Raw genomic sequence first — 17469 nt, forward strand, 5'->3', positions numbered from 1 at the left:
CACCGCAACATCGCGTGGGCATATAGGCGCCGACAATCTTGCCAAATAGTAAGGTTATCGTAATGCGTGCCAGGCCGGTTTTGACTAAGATGCCGCAAACAACCGTAATGGTTATTTTCTTGCATCGGGAAGGTGACGCAATGAGACATGCTATAAAATGGCCGTTGCACCTCTTCAGGAGTCGCCAGAATGTCCGTTCAAACAGTTAGCCGATGCGCCGTTGTGTTGTCTCTCGCCGTTTTTATTGCAGGCTGCGGCTCAGGCGCCAAAAAACCCCCGGTCGCTGCCGCTCGCAGCGACGATTGCAAATGGTACCGCATTAGCTGTCTGTATGAAGGCGCATACGAGCCGGACGAGCGGGACTATGCAGAACAAGAGGCAAAACGCTTGAATCAGGCCGAGTCTCTCAGGCTGGTTCACAGCTCCAGATGGTGATCGCAGTATGACCGTCCGCGCTGCCCGGCCCTGCTCACACTGTTTCGGTAATGCGAATCGACAACGACCTCGCATATGCAATTCTCAGGATATTCAAATTGAAACTGCGCTGTATCAGGCATTTTGCCGAGCTAGCCGAAACGCTGAACTTTCACAATACGGCAGTACTGTCGCTGGCTGAGAGCAATTTTCCCTGGCGCTATCGGTGATGGAAAACATATACCGCTATTGCATCATCTACAAACGGCTTGATAGCGAATCAGCAGTCAAGCGCATTGGGTTTGGCTCGGTGTACCGACAGGAAACCGAATCCATGGCCACACCCAAATATAGGGCGCGGGCCTCGCATACGCTGGTTCTGGCATGAGCTACAGAAAACCGCCCATGAACCTTACTCTGCGCCAAATGAAAGCTTTCGCAGCATTGGCAACCTTACGTAACTTCACTCGCGCTGCAGAGCACTGCAGTATTACTCAATCTGCTTTCAGTGCGCTTATTGTAAACCTGGAAAGTGGGCTGAACGCCAAGCTGTTCTCAAGAAATACGCGCAACGTGGAGCTTACCGCCGAAGGTGAGGTTTTTCTCAACATAGTCAATCATCTCATTCCGGAAACCGAGCGTGCCTTATCGGAAATGCAGGACCATGTATCCCGACGCAAGGGCCGGGTAGCCATCGCGGCGTTACCTACCATATTTTCGTCGCTACTCCCGGACATTATCGCTACTTTTCTCAAAGATAATCCGGGTATAGCGCTATTTGTAGAAGATGTGCCGAATACGGCCTGTGTAGAGCTTGTTCGTAATCGCAAAGTAGATTTCGCACTGTGTGCGTCAGCAGAACCCGGAACAGACCTCCTATTGGAAAAACTGGCATCGGACACATTTTACTTTGTCTGCCAACCGGTCCATCCGCTGGCACACCGCAAGCGCCTTTCTGTTGCTGATATTCTTCCCTATTCGATCGTCGTCTTTGAAAAGGCCAGCAGTATCCGCCAGCATCTGGATGCTTCCGTATATCCAAAACAGTGGATAAAAGTGCTTCAGGTCAATAACCTGTCAACTGCCGCCGGTCTAGTGGCTGCAGGTATCGGACCCACCATTGTCCCGGTACTCGGATTATGTCAATTCAATCTGAAAAGGCTTCTTGCCATTCCAGTCATGCTGCCTATTAACGAGCGCGATATTTGTCTGTTGCGTAGAAAGGATGCGACCGAATCCATTGCAGCACAGGAACTGATCCGCCTGTTGAGAAACCGACTGCCCGAGGAGGTCGCACTGCTTACTTCACGTCAGCCGACCTGGAAATAACGACTGCGGCTTGTAGAAACACCGATATACTTTTCCGACCAAATAAATAACCTCTTTTGATTATGCTGATTTATCGATTAATTTACAAAAATAATCCATATATCAGCTAGCTCAAGCGCGCTAGACTACATAAAACAATCTTAAAAATCCAGCGCCACATCGAAAGGAGATCTATCTATGAAGCAAGTTGTAAGACTGATTCGAGCGGTCGTTTTTGTCGTTTTATCGGCAGGCACCGCAAATGTATTGGCTAAAGATTACCCCAGTCAGCCCGTCCGAATTACAGTGGGTATGGCTCCCGGCGGAGCCAACGACACCATCGCGAGGCTGATCTCAGCCGAGCTATCGGAAAAAATGGGTAAAACGTTCGTAGTGGAAAACAAACCAGGTGCCAATAGCACAATCGCTACAAACGAATTGAAGCGGGCAAAACCGGATGGCTACAATTTGATGCTTGTCATTTCGTCACATGTGACCAACACCATGTTGTATAAGAACCTGAATTACAACCTGGCAGATTTCAAACCCGTTTCCATTATTGCCGACACTCCATTTGTATTGGTGGCCAACCCCAAATTCAAGCCTGACACCCTTAAACAATTTATCGATCTGGCAAAGGCCAGTGAGCAACAGATAGACTTTGGGACGCCTGGCCTAGGCTCGACACAACACATTGCCATGGAACTCATGGACCAAATGGCGGGTATAGAAATGAATCATGTCCCGTATAAAGGCGGGGCGCCTGCACAGACTGATTTGCTGGGCGGCGTTATCCCCGTCATCTTTGCCACGCCTACTCAGAGTCTACCATTCATTCAGAAAAAGCAATTGAAGGCAATTGCGGTCACCTCCCGAAAACGCCTCTCGCAGTTTCCCGACGTCCCGACTTTTGATGAAGCAGGACTTCCGGGCTACGAAGCCAATGTCTGGTTTGGAATAATCGCTCCCAAAGATACACCCGACGACATTATTCAGACACTTAATAAGGAGATCAACGACATTGTAAAAAGCGACAAGATAGGCAAGCGTCTTCAGGATCTAGGACTCAATCCTATCGGCAGCACCACCCAGGAGTTCCAGGCTTTGCTTGAAGAGGAACAAACAAAATGGCAGGACGTCATTAAGAAAGCAAACATCCAATTTCAATAACTCGGGCCAACTTTCCCTAACACTATTATCGATTATCAGGAGTGATTTATCTTATGCCAATCATTGAGTCCGTTTCCGTATGTATCGCGCGCGTTCCCTTGGCACAGCCGGTTACTTTTTCCACACGAAAGGTCACAGCGCGTGAATATTGCCTGGTTCGCATCCGGTCGGCAGACGGCGTCGAAGGACTGGGTTATTGTTATGCAGTCAACAGTGCCGGACGCCTTCTCTCAGTGGCAGTCACCGATCTGCTAGCCGCCAGACTCGTCGGCCAGGACTCTCATCGCGTAGAAGGGTTATGGACGGAAATGTACCAGGAAGCATTACTGGTCGGCCGCACCGGTGCCGTTATGCGCGCCCTATCTGCTCTCGACACTGCTCTGTGGGACTTGAATGCCAGATCAGCAAAACTTCCCCTATACCGATATCTTGGTGCGAAAACATTGGAACGTGTGCCAGGTTATGCCAGCGGTGGCTATTATCTACCCGGGAAAACGACCGAGCATTTGGCTCAGGAGATGGCTAATCACGTAGCGGATGGGTTCAGAGCGGTAAAGATCAAAGTCGGCCTCGAAAGCGTAGCAAATGAACGAAAGCGACTTGCGGCGGTGCGCGAAGCGATTGGCGACGATATCCGACTTATGCTCGATGCCAACAATGCCTGGCAAGATCTGCCGACAGCGCTGGAATATATGCGGTGCTTTGAACCGTATAACCCATATTGGATTGAAGAGCCATTTTCTCCCGATGACGTTGATAATCACGTTCGTCTTGCAAAGGCTACACCTGTAACCGTAGCAACCGGCGAGGTTGAAGCCGGCAGATGGCGTTTCAAAGATCTAATCGCTCAGCAGGCCACGACGCTGCTTCAGACAGACGCAACTGTGTGTGGTGGTATAACAGAATGGAAACGAATCGCAGCAACTGCTGCCAGCCATGGGATTATGGTCGAACCCCATGCCTGGCACGACGTACACGTTCATTTGGTGGCCAGCACCCCTAATACAACCTACGTCGAATGGATGCCTGATGACCACATCGTCAACTTTCGCAAGGTCATCGACAAGCAACTGACCGCAGAAAATGGCGACATCTTGTTGCCTAAGGGCGACGGATTAGGCTTTCATTTTGACGATGCAGCCACAGAGCAATATGGTGTGATCTATCCTGGAGAAAAAAGCCAGTGGATAAGCATCACGTAGAGCAACCGGTGCTGCCGGTTGGACTGCTTCTTTCGGAAGCTGTCAATCTAGAATATGGCAAGCATTTCGATGAAATTGCAAAGCGTATCAGAGTACCTTTACTACGATATACGACGAGCGACGTACAGGGAAAAATAGACCGGATCAACGCCGCCTTTTTCTCTCGGGACTTATATGAAGGCAGTTCGCTGCACGAACCAAGTCCCTCATCGAATGCCTTTTTTCGCATCGTGGACAACGCAAGACAACTTACCTGGTTACATGTCTGTTCCTCGGGCCTGGATCTGCCCCAATATCAGGTCGCTATTAAAAGAGGAGTCAGGGTTACGACGTCCAGCGGTGCAACTGCGCAAGCGATTGCACAGACAACGCTTGCGGCCATACTGGCATTATCACGGGGTTTTGGACACTGGCTTCCGGCACAGACGAGAAAAGACTGGGCACCGTTGACAGGAAAAGATTTGCCGGCAGACATCGAGACGCAGCGCGTTATTATCGCCGGCGCAGGCGCGATCGGCCTGACGCTTGGACGCATGCTGTTGGCAATCGGATTCAAGGTAACTATAGTGCGCAGGATTGCTACGCCGATACCACCCTTTGTGAACGTCATTGATTATACTGAGCTCGATCGTGCGTTGGAGCAGTGTAACTGGCTTGTTCTGGCTTTACCTTTGAATGAACAAACACATGGATTGATCGATCAACGGCGTCTTGCATTGATGCCGGCTCATGCACGTATCGTCAATATCGGGCGGGGCGCGCTGATTGATGAATCAGCACTGACGCAGGCGCTGTCGCAGGGTCAGATTGCAGGTGCCTATTTGGATACATTCACGAAAGAGCCGTTGACCACGTCATCTGCGCTCTGGACACTGCCTAACGTATGGATCACGCCCCACAATAGCGCAGCGTCAGCAGGGCATAGCCAGCGTGTTGTCAGGATTTTCGAGCAGGAGTATAAGCGATGGCTTAACGAACAGCGAACCGTTTTTGCGGATTGAACAGGGGAACGGCGGGATACTCGGCCGTTGGCCAAATGCGCCCCCCGACAAGAGATATGATATCGAATTCGTGTGTACTCTCTTAGCCGTTTCCTCACAATGGCATCAATATAGCATGCCCTATCAGCACCATTACAGCCCGCTTGCAGGACCAAAACAGCAGGCGAAAAAGCGCTGAGAGACCACCTTTACGACCCATATCTCAGCGCTACCCTCGCCATGCAGATCGCCCTTAAAGAATTTAAAAGCCCGGCTTAAATCGGTGATTTTCCCGGGCGCTCGACAACCTCAAGGCTCAAGCTTCACCCTGGCCTGCTGCCGGCTCGGGAGCCGTGCCCTGGCGTACCTTTTCTTCAATACGACGCCCGAGGTCAGCGTCAATACGCTTCCAGTAGTCGAAGGCGCGTTCCAGGACCGGACTGCGCACACCACCCAGCAGGCTGCCGGCCACCTGTTCTATCAGCTTGTTGCGCTGCTCATCATTGAAGACTTCGCGAACAAGCGTGCCGGGCTGACCAAAATCGTCATCTTCAGCGTGCAGCGTATAAGCTTGACGAACCATATCGCCATCCGTTTCCCAGCCGTCGTCCACTTTTCCGGTACTGTCGGACCAGTCGCGTCCGGCGCTGTTGGGCGCGTATACGGGCGCGTTGCCGCTGTGCTCATAGGCCATTTGCCCGTCGAACATATAGGTATTGACTGGGACTTTGGGCCGGTTGACCGGCAATTGGTGAAAATTGGTGCCGATCCGATTGCGCTGCGCATCGTTATAGGCAAAGGCGCGTCCGAGCAGCATTTTATCTGGTGACAGGCCGATACCCGGAACCACATTGCCGGGCGAAAAGGCGGCCTGTTCGATTTGAGCAAAAAAGTTCTCGGGATTGCGGTTCAGTGTCATCGTACCGACCTTGATCAGCGGATAGTCCTTGTGCGACCAGGTTTTGGTCAGATCAAATGGATTAAAACGATATTTGCCGGCATCGGCATAAGGCATAACCTGCACTGATAACACCCAGCTTGGATATTCGCCGCGGGCAATGGCATCAAACAGATCGCGCCTGTGGAAGTCGGCGTCTTTACCGGCCATTTCAGAGGCTTCGGCATTACTAAAAAACGCCATACCCTGGTTCGTATGGAAATGATACTTGACCCAGAATTTTTCACCTGCTTCATTGATCCACATGTAGGTATGCGAACCGTAACCGTTCATATGACGCCAGGTACGCGGCAGGCCGCGCTCTCCCATCAGATACGTGACCTGATGCGCAGTTTCAGGATTGCTGGTCCAAAAATCCCACTGCATGTGATTGTCGCGCAGCCCGGAATCGGGCAATCGTTTCTGACTGCGGATAAAGTGCGGGAACTTCATCGGATCGCGCACAAAAAAGATTGGGGTATTGTTGCCGACCAGATCGTAGTTGCCTTCGTCGGTGTAAAACTTCAGGGAAAAACCGCGCACATCGCGCCAGGTATCGGGGCTGCCTGCTTCGCCGGCCACCGTAGAGAAGCGCGCCAGCATTTCAGTCTTACAGCCCTTTTGAAAGACTGCCGCTTTCGTATATGCAGAGACATCTTCCGTCGCTTCGAATTCTCCAAACGCCCCGGCGCCCTTTGCATGGGGCTGACGTTCCGGCACTTTTTCACGGTTAAAGTGTGCCATTTGCTCAAGAAAATGGACATCGTGAAGCAAAATTGGCCCGTTCGGTCCAACTGTCAGAGAGTGACGATCGCTTTGCGCGGGCGCACCAGTGCCTGTGGTCGAGCCGGAATTATTTTTTTTGTCTGATTCTTTCATGGAAAATATCTCCTGTTGCACATATAAAAGCCGAAGCGATCACTGTATTGATCACCTTCGCATCGTTACTATATGCCATTTTCAGCCCAAATTGAACTGGTTGTTATACTCATTTTTCGCCCGACCGGGGCGCAGCACGCAGGCAGCTGTTTCTTAGCGCCCCAGCAATCTGCTCGCAATACCCTTATACTTGGGGTTTACATCGGTCAAATAAATGCTTTCGGCCTCACGCACCCAGCACCCTTCTGATGTTCCGGGCAGTCTGCTGAATGCGCTGGCGAGCCGCCGACTATGTGGCCAGGCATGAAGGAATCGATCACACGCCGGCAAATGGTTAACAAATCATCTGCCGCAGCACAATAGCGAGGAATATGATGGGTCTATTAATCGACGGCAAATGGAAAGACCAGTGGTACGACACAACCGGCAGCGGAGGCCGATTTGTACGCAGCGACGCACAATTTCGCCACTGGATCACAGCAGACGGCAGTCCCGGCGCGAGCGGCGAAGGCGGCTTTCGGGCCGAAGCTGGTCGTTACCACCTATACGTGTCGCTGGCCTGCCCCTGGGCAAATCGCACAATGATTCTGCGGGCCCTCAAAGGTCTTGAAGACAAAATCAGCGTGTCCGTCGTCAACCCGTACATGGGAGACAAGGGCTGGACGTTTGAACCAGACGACGGGGTCGTGGGCGATCCGGTCGGCAACGCTCGCTATATGTACGAAGTTTATCTGAGGGCACAGCCAGACTATAGTGGTCGCGTAACCGTACCAGTCCTGTGGGACCTGGAACGCAACACGATTGTGAACAACGAGTCGGCGGAAATCATCCGCATGCTCAATAGCGCATTTGACGATATAGGCGCAACGCCTGCTGACTTCTCCCCTGCTGCGCTGTTGCCGCAAATCGATAAGATCAACGCGCGAATTTATAACAACGTCAATAACGGCGTGTACAAGGCGGGCTTTGCGACCGATCAGGCAGTCTATGAGAAAGAGGTTACCAGCCTGTTTGCCACACTGGATGAGCTGGAGACCGAACTGGGCCAGCGTCGTTATCTGCTCGGGCCGACAGTGACCGAAGCAGACTGGCGCCTGTTCACCACGCTGATCCGCTTTGATGCGGTGTATCATGGCCACTTCAAATGCAACCTCAGACGTCTGGTGGACTACGAAAACCTGTGGAGCTACACCCGCGAGCTTTACCAATGGCCGGGAGTCGCTTCCACCATTAATTTCGATCATATCAAGCGGCACTACTATCGGAGCCACCATACCATCAATCCGAATGGCATCGTTCCGCTGGGTCCCCTTCTGGACTTGGCAAGGCCGCCAAGCCGCAAGCTGTAAAAACCGCAAGTTGTACCGCCGGCCCCGCCGCTTACTTACGGCGTGCTGGCCGCCGCAGCACTGTGTATGCCACAATCCCTATGGACAGCACCATGGCGGACATCAAAAAGGCAGAGGTAAAAATATCCTGGCCCTGCAGCTTGAAAATATCGTGGGCCTTGCCCGAAATCCACTGCATAAATGAAGCGCCCAGAAACAGTGAGGTGTTAAATAGCGCGATAGCACGGCCCTGCATGTTCTGGGGATAAACCTCCTTGGCGTCGGCCAGCTGCCAGACGGTATTGCCGGCTCCGATCGCAATCATCACGATCGTGCCGATACTGAGCCACAGCTGCTGGCTATACGCCAGGATAATAAAAGCAATGACCAGAACCCAGGGCTGTATGCATAAATACGCGTAACGTTTGCCTGGACCCGGGTCCAGGCGCCCGAACAGCATCGGACTGAACACCGAGATAACAGACAGCAGCAGGGCCAGATTTCCTGCAAAAACCAGGCTTGCGTGATGACGCTCGACCAGTAGTGGCCCCAGCCACAAGCCACGCAGCGTCAGGAACGCAGCATAAATCACGAACACCAGCGACAGAATGCCCGGCGTTTCCCGAATTTGCAGCAAGGCCTTATAGCCCGAAATTGAACGCACTGCCATAAGGGACTTTTGTTTAAGACTGAGCGATGAGGCCTGCAGTCCACCATCCACATGACGAACGCCAAAGTAAATGAGCAGCCAGGTCAGGGAACTTAGAACAGCCAGAATATAAAAGCAGCTACGCCAGCCGAAATGACCGACCAGCCAGGCAGTGGGTGTCGATGTAAAAATCAGGCCCAGACTGCCCGATCCCAACGCAAACGCATACATCATTGAAAACTGCTTGCCCGAAAAATGCCGGGCCATCAAAACAATACATGCCAGAAAGGCAGGCGCACAGCCAAAGCCAATCAGAATCTGTCCCCACTGCAGCATTGCCGGTGACACCGCCATGGCCGAAAGCACCGCGCCCGCTACTGAGAACGGAGAAACAAAGAGAATGGTTTTTCGAATACCAAAGTTGTCGATCAAAATGCCAATGACAACCTGCAGGCAGCCAAATGCAATATGAAAAGAGCCAATTACACCTGCCAGCCTGTCGCTGTCGAGCTTAAATTCGGTGCTCAACGGCACCGAGAGAATACCGCCCACAGTACGATAAGCCTGGCTCAATATAAACCCGGACAACAGAAAATAAAGCATGAGCTTGACTTTATTTATAGAGATCGACTGCGTATTCACCGAATGCCTCTGAACAAGATTTTAATGATCGAAGGTGGGATTGTAACGCACCGCAGCATGGACCTTGTTTGGCCATCTGGTGGCTGTTATCAATCCTTATTCGCAAGATATTGCGACAATGTACCGACTATTCATTCGGCATTGGCAGCTCGGCGCTCATGCGGATCAGAGAGCGCATCACATGTAGCGTCAGTTCCGAATGGGAAAGTCCTTTCAAAGTAAAAATACCAATATAGCGATGCGGCGCTCCCTTCAAATAGCAGATCTGCAGATCGTCCCTCAGAAACGGTCGTGCCGCCGACCACGGAAGTATCGCGACGCCACATCCGCTCCGAACAAATTGGGAGATGGTATTCAGATCCCGCAGCGCGAACGTCGGTGAGAATATGGCTTTGTGGGCGGAGAAATAATCGTCTACGCCCGATCGGGTGCTGGTCCCCTGGGGCATGGAAATGATCGGAAGAGTCGACAGTCCGGCGACATCCCATTTTTTCAGACCGATATGGTTATCCGGGCGATGCATCAAGACAAAGGGCTCAACAAACAGTTTTGTAAACTGCAACGTCTGTGAGGCATTTTCTCTGGCCGCCAGCACAATATCCACCTTTCTGTCGTAAAGCAATTGCATCGCTTCATTGGCGATAACATCAAATACTTGCACTCTGGCTTGCGGATGAGTCCGCCCCAGTGCCGTGATCAATTTGGGTAGCAGCGTGGCGGCCAGCGTCGGCAATGCTGCAATGGCTACCCGCTGGTTACGAAACCTGACCATCTGTTCAAAATTATTCAGCCCGTCCCTATAGCCATTAACGGTTTGCCGGGCAATCTCCAGCAGCGCCTGCCCGTCGCGAGTCAGGCTCACATGCCGTGTGCTGCGCTCAAACAGTCGGACTCCCACCAGCTCTTCCACTGTCTTTACCAGTTTACTGAGCGTGGGCTGAGTAATATGAAGCTGATCGGCCGCCTTTTGAAAGCTCAGCGCATCGGCGAGAACAACAAATACATGGAGGTGCCTCGGAGTCAGATTCATGCCGTTCTTCTATTAATAAAGTAAAAAAATGAACTTATTCTTTTGTCTTTGCGAGTGTAACCTTGTGGCTGTGTATAGGAAAGAGGTGATCATATGTTACGGCTGGACGACAAGGTGACTTTGGTAACGGGCTGCGGCACGATGCAAAGCGGTTGGGGTAACGGCAAGGCAACAGCAGTCATGCTGGCGCGGCAAGGTGCGAAAGTTTACGGTTGTGATTTGAGTCTGGACGCAGCGCAAAACACGCAAGCGATTATTGAAGAGGAAGGGGGGACGGCAACTGTCCAGTCGTGCAATGTTACCAGCGCGGACGACGTTGCACAGTTAGTTGCCAACTGTCTGCAGCAATACGGTCGTATCGACATCCTGGTCAATAATGTCGGGCGATCCGAACCCGGCGATCCGGTGACAATGGACGAAGATGTCTGGAGCGAACAAATACAGGTCAACCTGACCTCGGCCTTCTTGTGCTGCAAGCACGTTATTCCCGTTATGCAAAGCCAGGGCGGTGGTTCCATTATTAACATATCGTCAATAGCGGGTTTGCGTTACGTAGGCAAACCACAAGTGGCATACGCTGCAGCAAAGGCCGCGTTGATGCAAATGACATCGACCACCGCCATTATCTATGCCGATCAGAACATACGTCTTAACTCGGTGGTTCCCGGGCTGATGTTCACTCCACTGGTTGAACGGCTGGCAAATAAATATGCAAAAGGAGATTACGAAGGCTTTGTCGCTCATCGACACGCACAAGTGCCCATGGGCAGAATGGGCGACGCGTGGGATGTCGCGCATGCGGTGCTGTTTCTGGCCAGCGATGAAAGCCGCTACATTACCGCACAGCAGATTGTGGTCGATGGCGGCGTGACCATGGCAACCCGTTGATACAAGGAGAGGCGTGTGATTCACACCTATGCCCGTCTAACCGGAAAAGTCGCCATCGTCACCGGGGCCGGCAGTGTGGGGCCCGGTTGGGGAAACGGCCGCGCAACGGCAATTCGGCTCGCTCAGGAAGGAGCCCTTGTCGTCGCAGTTGACCGGGACTTCAATGCAATGGATGAAACCATCAGGATGGCCGATGACCATGCCGATGCCATTACGCCGCTTGCATGCGATGTAACGGACGATAAAGCAATAGGTACGCTCGTAGAGACCGTCAGAAATCGATTCGGGCATATCGACATCTTGGTCAACAACGTCGGAAGTCCTGTCCCTGGAGGCCCTGCTCAGCTATCCGCAGAACAGTGGCAAGCGCAGCTGGATCTTAACCTTTCTACGGTATTTCTGACCTGTCGGCATGTATTGCCTTTCATGGAATCACAGGGCAGTGGCGCCATTGTCAATATAGCCTCTACCTCCGGGATACGCTGGACGGGCGCAGCACAAATCGGTTATGCCTGCGCTAAAGCCGGTGTAATCCAGTTCGGTCGCGTTGCCGCCATCGAGTATGCACCGAAAGGGATCCGAATCAATACGGTGGTACCGGGACAACTTCATACGCCCCTGGTAGATGCATTTCTGGCAAGGGATCAGGCAAAGGGCGACATACAGGCGCTGCTTGATCGCCGCAAGGCACGAATTCCATTATCCATTACAGGCGATGGACGAGATACGGCAAACGCCGTATTGTTTCTCGCCTCCGACGAAGCGCGCTTCATTACCGGAACTGAACTGGTCGTAGATGGAGGCATGAGCGTGCGCTGTGATTGAACCATTCATTTCACTATTTTCAAACTCGATAAGGACCGATGATGGCAAGGATACCCTACGCAAAACTTGGCCAACCCGAAACACTGGCGTTGGAAGAACGTATTACCGCAGAACGAGGCAAGGTATTTAACCTGTATGCAATGCTACTCAATAGTGCGCCGGTTGCAGAAGGATGGCTGGTTTTTCTGACAGCAATTCGCCAGAAAAGTACTTTAGCGGCCGATGTCAGGGAGCTGCTGATTATGCGGGTGGCCGTGCTCAACGAAGCAGATTATGAATTTTCACAACATCTGCCGTTCGCGCTGCGAGCCGGTTTTTCTGAAACTCAGATGCAACAGTTACGCCACAGTGATCTGCGCGATTTTGCCGACAGAGATCGCGCGCTCATTGCCTATTGCGATGCTATGACACGTGACATTCGCGTACCTGATCACACATTTGAAGCAATACGTCCCTACTTCAACAACCAGGAGCTGGTCGAAGTGACGGCGACTATCGGCGCCTACAACATGGTTTCACGATTTCTGGAGGCATTACAGATAGACCACGATTGACCAGTACGCTGGCGAAAAATATATCAAAATAATCCGGAGACAAATATGAACATTCAACGTAACGGCTTGAAAATAGCAACTGCATTTTTGCTGAGCCTTTGCATGATGCCTTTCGTAAACGCTCAGCAGGCTTTTCCGAAAAAGCCGATTGAACTGATCATTCCCTTTGCGCCTGGCGACACAGATAAAATGTTGCGCCCTATTGCAGACAGAATGGGCGATGCGCTGGGACAACCGGTAGTCATGCAGTATAAACCTGGCGCCGGTGGCGGTGTAGGAGCAAGCCAGGTAGCCAACGCGAAGGCCGATGGCTACACTCTGGCAGGCAGCTCGCCGGGCGCGCTGGTCATCGTACCTTTGGCCAATAAGGAATTCAAATACGAAACCGAGTCGTTCGCACCCGTAGCGGCATTTACTAAAGGCGCCTTCCTGCTGCTAGTGCCTGGCGACTCACCCTATAACACACTGGAAGATCTCATTACCGCCGCAAAAACCAAGCCCGGTACACTGACCTATGGAAGTTCCGGCACGATGGGCATTACTCATTTGCTGACTGAAATATTTTCGAAGAATGCCAACATCGAGCTCATGCACATTCCCTATCAGGGAAGCACACCTGCGGTCGTCGACCTGCTAGGCAAAGAAATCAATATGGCCATGGCAGCCATAGCGCCGGCGCTGGGCTATGTTAAAAGCGGACGATTGCGCGCGCTGGCTGTCATCAGCGATCGCCGCTCTGCGTTGCTGCCAGATGTACCCACGGTAGCGGAGCTGGGGTACGGAGTAAACAGCCCTGCCCTGTATGGCATCGTTGCACCTAAAGGGACAGCCAAGGAACGGGTTTATGCCATCTATGAGGCCGCAAAGAAAGCCATAGAGGAACATAAAGACGAAATCAACAAAAACCTGACTACCCTGGGTGCAGAGATCCAGCTACTGGATCCCGAACAATATGCCGCGTATCTCCAGGAACAGAAATCCATGTTTTCAAAGGCAATAGATGGTTTGAAGGTGGGACAGCAATAATGACAGGCGAGCGGGAAAAACCCATTCGTGGCCGCCAACACCAGGCTCGCAATGACCCGCAAAGTGCATGCCTCACGATCGATGGCAGCCACTGATGCCATTTGCGGTCTCGGGGGGGCGCATGTGTCAATAACGATGAATATTTACCTGGATTGAGGGGCCTGCGAAACGATCCGCAGGCTTTTTTTGCTGCCAGATAAAGTCATGTTCACTCATCACTAGCATTGTTTGCTATCCGCTTTGGCACAGCAATGTATCACAGGTAAAATATCTCTGAACTTTTCCTCAAAGGTCGACAATGTCAGCCCCGATTCTATCGACACCCCGTTTAATGCTAAGGCAATGGCTAGACAGCGATTTGCCTGCATTTGCCGCGTTGAATGCCGACCCGCAAGTGATGCGCTATTTTCCCGCTGTGCTGCACCGGCAGGAGAGCGACGCCCTGGCTGCCCGAATACGGCACCGCCTTGACACCGCCCCATTTGGATTGTGGGCAATGCAGATTGATGGCGTGACCGATTTTGCCGGATTCCTCGGGCTGTCCGTGCCGTCTTTCGAGGCCTCTTTTATGCCATGTGTGGAAGTGGGCTGGCGGCTCGCCCGTCCGTACTGGAAAAAGGGCTATGCCAGCGAAGGCGCGCGCGCCGTCCTGGACTATGCCTTTCATACATTGAATTTGCCACAGATCGTTGCCTACACCGCAGCAGTCAACACGCCTTCCATTACGCTCATGCAGCGATTGGGCATGCACCACTGCGTCAGTAATGATTTCGCACATCCGGCGCTGCCCGAAGGCCACCCGTTGCGTCAACACGTGCTTTATCGCCTGACACAAGCCGATTGGTAAGCCTTGGCAAGGCAATGCCAGTGGGCAATTAACTTTCTGCCTCAAGCACGGCACCTGCCAGTTCCATCAGAACCGGCCCAAGTCGGCTCACGATATCCACTTGCGGCAGATGCGTGTTGACGCTGACATTCAACACATGAACAGGCTGATACTGGAAACGCAATGGCGTTGCCAGTGCAATCACGTTCGGCTGCCAGGATGCGACGCAGAAGCCGGATTTTCGCACCTGTCCCAGTGAATGCTGAATCTGCCGTTCCAGAGTCGCCCAGTCTGCATGCCGACGCAGGTGCAGGCGTTGCATCAGTTCAGCGCGCGCCTGCGACGCCATGCTTGCGAGATACGCCCGGCCGAGTGACGTCAGCTCAATGGGCACCCGCTGCCCCGCGACGACATTGCGCAACGACACTTTCTTATTGAAGCGAACCGATTCCAGATAGACCATTTCATCATGGTCTATCACCGCAATACCCACATTGATTTTGTGCGTTTCGGCGACGCGTTGCATGAGCGGCGCTGCAATTTTCAACACCGGCGATCCCGAACGCATCGCATGGCCAAAACTGAGCAAGGGTGCTGCCAGCCGGTAGGCGCGTTCTCTCGCGTCGTAATCAAGCATCCCTGTGCGCACCAGCGTTTGTGTCAGGCGGCTGACCGTAGCCGGCGCCAGGCCGGTGCGCTCAGCCAATTCACTGTTTCCGATCAAGTCAGCTCCTGGACGGAATGCCCGAAGAATGTCGATCCCGCGCTCCAGTGAGCGATTTTGCGCCGGGCGATCCAGACGTTCCTGCACTTTATTCTTGACCATGTGCACTCCCTGCCAATTCCATCTAGTGAAATATTGTTATTACGTTTGGCAAGTTTAACGCATAAACTGCAATCGTAATATTGATAGACCAACACGAGTTTGGGCGGCGGCAAGACTGTGCCTGAACACCCAGACAATGACAGGAGACCCCATGAAAACCAAAAACATATCACGCGCTTGCCTGCGGGCAGCCCTTGTGGCCATCACTGGCCTGACAGCAGCCTTCGCGGGCCAGGCGGCACATGCAGAATTTCCTGAACGGCCAGTGCGCCTGATCGTTCCATTTGCGCCGGGCGGCGGCACCGACATGATCTCCCGCCTGCTGGCAGAAGGCATGGCACGTGAGCTGAAAAAACCAGTGATCGTAGAGAACAAGCCCGGTGCGGGCACTGCGATCGGCTCGGACGACGTGGCCCGAGCTCGCCCCGACGGATACACACTTCTGATGGCAACCTTTGCCCATGTCGTCAATCCGTATCTGCATCCCAAGCTGCCTTACGATACCGACAAGGCATTTGCCGCAATCAGTATGATCGGTCACTCGCCCAGCGTACTTGTGGTCAAGCCCGATAGTCCGATCAAATCTGTGAACGATCTGATCGAGGCAGCAAAACAAAAGCCCGGCACGCTCACCTATGCCTCTCAGGGCGTTGGTACCTCGGCGCATCTGGCCGGTGAACTGCTCGAATCCCTGGCGAAAATAGATATGTCACATGTACCTTATCGGGGTGCAGGACCGGCACTGAATGATCTGTTGGGCGGTCATGTCGATATGATGTTCGGCACGGCTGCTGCGGTGGGCCCTTCCCTGGAGGCGGGCACATTGCGGGCATTGGGTGTAACCACAGCCGAGCGCTCTCCCGCACTGCCGGATATTCCCACCATTGCCGAAAGCGGTGTGGCCGACTATGTGCTCGATAGCTGGTATGGCCTGTATGCACCGGCCGGTACGCCGCCCGAAGTTATCGCGACGCTGAACGCCGCTGCGCATAAAGCAGCCAACACAGAAACATTCAGGAAAAAGGTTCAGGGCGAGGGCTTGGAGATATCAACAGGTACGCCCGAGGCGCTCGACGACTATATCAAAGGCGAACAAGCGCGCTGGAAAAAGGTAATCTCATCCAGCAAAATCACGCTGGACTAGCCAAATTCGAAAAAAAGGAAGCAGTGATATGACATACACATTGATCGATGTCCAGGTGCAATCCGGTATTGCAACTGTATTTCTCAACCGGCCTGAAAAACGCAACGCCATGAGCGACGATATGCGTACGGAATTCATTGAGGCCCTGGAACAAATCGCGGCCGACAAATCCATCCGGGCGCTGGTTCTGACCGGCAATGGCAAAGGATTTTGCGCGGGCGGAGATATCACCGGCATGCAGCGACGCATGGATGCTGCACCCGGCGACGTCGCCATCAACGGCTGGAGTCGCCAGCAACGCGTTCATCATGCAGTCTCACTGCTGCATACGATGCCCAAGCCCACCATTGCCGCGGTCAACGGGGCGGCCTCCGGTTTGGGAGCTGATACAGCCATGAGCTGCGATTTTATCGTCGCTTCCCAGGCCGCCACATTCAGTTGGTCATACATTAATCGCGGGCTCATTCCCGATGGCGGCGGTATGTATTTTCTGCCGCGACGCATCGGCCTGCCCAAAGCCAAGGAACTCATCTTCAGCGGACGCACCGTCGCCGCTCAGGAAGCACTGGACCTGGGGATCGCAGACCGTCTGGTGGCGCCCGAGGCATTATTGAGCAACGCGCAACAATGGGCAAAAGAGCTAAGCGCCGGTTCAGGAACCGCACTGGCCCTGGGCAAAACCATTTTGAACCAGACTTTCGAGCTGACTGCCGCCCAGGCGTTCGCCCAGGGAAGCCAGGCCCAGGGCATCTGTTACACCAGCACTGAGCACCGGGAAGCCGTGATGGCATTTCTGGCCAGAATGGCCGACAAAAAGACTGCAAAATAACGGGAAAGCAAC

The 17469-nt window shown here is 53.0% G+C and carries 18 protein-coding genes; 14 read left to right on the forward strand and 4 right to left on the reverse strand.

Annotated elements, in window-relative coordinates; translation table 11 throughout:
• Positions 1 to 189: 189 nt before the first annotated feature.
• The 6 genes from CAP48_RS15080 (at position 190) to CAP48_RS15100 (ending at position 5095) form a co-directional block, all read left to right on the forward strand.
• The gene (locus CAP48_RS15080; protein ID WP_242444513.1) at positions 190 to 435 is read left to right on the forward strand and encodes a hypothetical protein; all 246 of its coding nucleotides are present in this window, start codon (positions 190 to 192) and stop codon (positions 433 to 435) included.
• A 208-nt stretch (positions 436 to 643) separates the two neighbouring features.
• On the forward strand, positions 644 to 802 hold the full coding sequence (locus CAP48_RS20260) for a hypothetical protein (RefSeq protein WP_161495274.1): 159 nt from the start codon (positions 644 to 646) through the stop codon (positions 800 to 802).
• Between the two features lie 17 nt (positions 803 to 819).
• A complete protein-coding gene (locus CAP48_RS15085) occupies positions 820 to 1743 on the forward strand; it encodes a LysR family transcriptional regulator (RefSeq protein ID WP_161495275.1) in 924 nt (307 codons plus the stop codon).
• Positions 1744 to 1920: 177 nt separating this feature from the next.
• Positions 1921 to 2892, forward strand: coding sequence for a tripartite tricarboxylate transporter substrate binding protein (locus CAP48_RS15090; RefSeq protein WP_100698150.1), 972 nt, complete (start codon positions 1921 to 1923; stop codon positions 2890 to 2892).
• Positions 2893 to 2945: 53 nt separating this feature from the next.
• Positions 2946 to 4094 carry a mandelate racemase/muconate lactonizing enzyme family protein gene (locus CAP48_RS15095; RefSeq protein WP_100698152.1) on the forward strand — a complete coding sequence of 383 codons (1149 nt, stop codon included), beginning with the start codon at positions 2946 to 2948 and terminating at the stop codon, positions 4092 to 4094.
• Entirely contained in the window at positions 4076 to 5095 is a 1020-nt protein-coding gene (locus CAP48_RS15100; RefSeq protein ID WP_161495276.1) for an NAD(P)-dependent oxidoreductase, read from the forward strand. The genes CAP48_RS15095 and CAP48_RS15100 overlap by 19 nt, the downstream gene beginning before the upstream one ends.
• 295 nt (positions 5096 to 5390) lie before the next feature.
• On the opposite strand, the gene CAP48_RS15105 is transcribed toward CAP48_RS15100, so the two are convergent.
• On the reverse strand, positions 5391 to 6890 hold the full coding sequence (locus CAP48_RS15105; RefSeq protein ID WP_100698156.1) for a catalase: 1500 nt from the start codon (positions 6888 to 6890) through the stop codon (positions 5391 to 5393).
• A gap of 374 nt (positions 6891 to 7264) precedes the next feature.
• Here CAP48_RS15105 and CAP48_RS15110 point away from each other — a divergent pair, with 374 nt between their 5' ends.
• Entirely contained in the window at positions 7265 to 8239 is a 975-nt protein-coding gene (locus CAP48_RS15110) for a glutathione S-transferase family protein (RefSeq protein WP_100698159.1), read from the forward strand.
• 31 nt (positions 8240 to 8270) lie between these two features.
• Here CAP48_RS15110 and CAP48_RS15115 read toward each other — a convergent pair whose 3' ends face one another.
• Together CAP48_RS15115 and CAP48_RS15120 are read right to left on the reverse strand one after the other, a co-directional pair.
• The gene (locus CAP48_RS15115; protein ID WP_153045714.1) at positions 8271 to 9509 is read right to left on the reverse strand and encodes an MFS transporter; all 1239 of its coding nucleotides are present in this window, start codon (positions 9507 to 9509) and stop codon (positions 8271 to 8273) included.
• Positions 9510 to 9636: 127 nt separating this feature from the next.
• The gene (locus CAP48_RS15120; protein ID WP_100698163.1) at positions 9637 to 10539 is read right to left on the reverse strand and encodes a LysR family transcriptional regulator; all 903 of its coding nucleotides are present in this window, start codon (positions 10537 to 10539) and stop codon (positions 9637 to 9639) included.
• 93 nt (positions 10540 to 10632) lie between these two features.
• Here CAP48_RS15120 and CAP48_RS15125 point away from each other — a divergent pair, with 93 nt between their 5' ends.
• From CAP48_RS15125 to CAP48_RS15145, 5 genes are all read left to right on the forward strand, one after another.
• Positions 10633 to 11427 (forward strand): SDR family NAD(P)-dependent oxidoreductase, encoded by a 795-nt coding sequence (locus tag CAP48_RS15125; RefSeq protein WP_100698165.1) that lies wholly within the window; start codon positions 10633 to 10635, stop codon positions 11425 to 11427.
• An 18-nt stretch (positions 11428 to 11445) separates the two neighbouring features.
• Positions 11446 to 12252, forward strand: a complete 807-nt coding sequence (locus CAP48_RS15130; RefSeq protein ID WP_100698662.1) for an SDR family NAD(P)-dependent oxidoreductase — start codon at positions 11446 to 11448, stop codon at positions 12250 to 12252.
• Positions 12253 to 12293: 41 nt separating this feature from the next.
• Positions 12294 to 12806 (forward strand): carboxymuconolactone decarboxylase family protein, encoded by a 513-nt coding sequence (locus tag CAP48_RS15135; protein WP_100698167.1) that lies wholly within the window; start codon positions 12294 to 12296, stop codon positions 12804 to 12806.
• A 45-nt stretch (positions 12807 to 12851) separates the two neighbouring features.
• A complete protein-coding gene (locus CAP48_RS15140) occupies positions 12852 to 13832 on the forward strand; it encodes a tripartite tricarboxylate transporter substrate binding protein (protein WP_100698169.1) in 981 nt (326 codons plus the stop codon).
• Between the two features lie 298 nt (positions 13833 to 14130).
• Complete coding sequence (locus tag CAP48_RS15145; RefSeq protein WP_100698171.1) at positions 14131 to 14679, forward strand: GNAT family N-acetyltransferase; 549 nt, start codon at positions 14131 to 14133, stop codon at positions 14677 to 14679.
• Between the two features lie 28 nt (positions 14680 to 14707).
• On the opposite strand, the gene CAP48_RS15150 is transcribed toward CAP48_RS15145, so the two are convergent.
• Positions 14708 to 15484 carry an IclR family transcriptional regulator gene (locus CAP48_RS15150; protein ID WP_100698173.1) on the reverse strand — a complete coding sequence of 259 codons (777 nt, stop codon included), beginning with the start codon at positions 15482 to 15484 and terminating at the stop codon, positions 14708 to 14710.
• A 151-nt stretch (positions 15485 to 15635) separates the two neighbouring features.
• On the opposite strand from CAP48_RS15150, the gene CAP48_RS15155 reads away from it, so the two are divergent.
• Both CAP48_RS15155 and CAP48_RS15160 read left to right on the forward strand, forming a co-directional pair.
• On the forward strand, positions 15636 to 16628 hold the full coding sequence (locus CAP48_RS15155) for a tripartite tricarboxylate transporter substrate binding protein (RefSeq protein WP_100698176.1): 993 nt from the start codon (positions 15636 to 15638) through the stop codon (positions 16626 to 16628).
• A gap of 28 nt (positions 16629 to 16656) precedes the next feature.
• Positions 16657 to 17457, forward strand: a complete 801-nt coding sequence (locus CAP48_RS15160) for an enoyl-CoA hydratase/isomerase family protein (protein WP_100698178.1) — start codon at positions 16657 to 16659, stop codon at positions 17455 to 17457.
• The last annotated feature ends 12 nt before the right edge of the window (positions 17458 to 17469 follow it).

Source organism: Advenella sp. S44 (genome assembly GCF_002810445.1).
Taxonomy (GTDB): Bacteria; Pseudomonadota; Gammaproteobacteria; order Burkholderiales; family Burkholderiaceae_B; genus Advenella.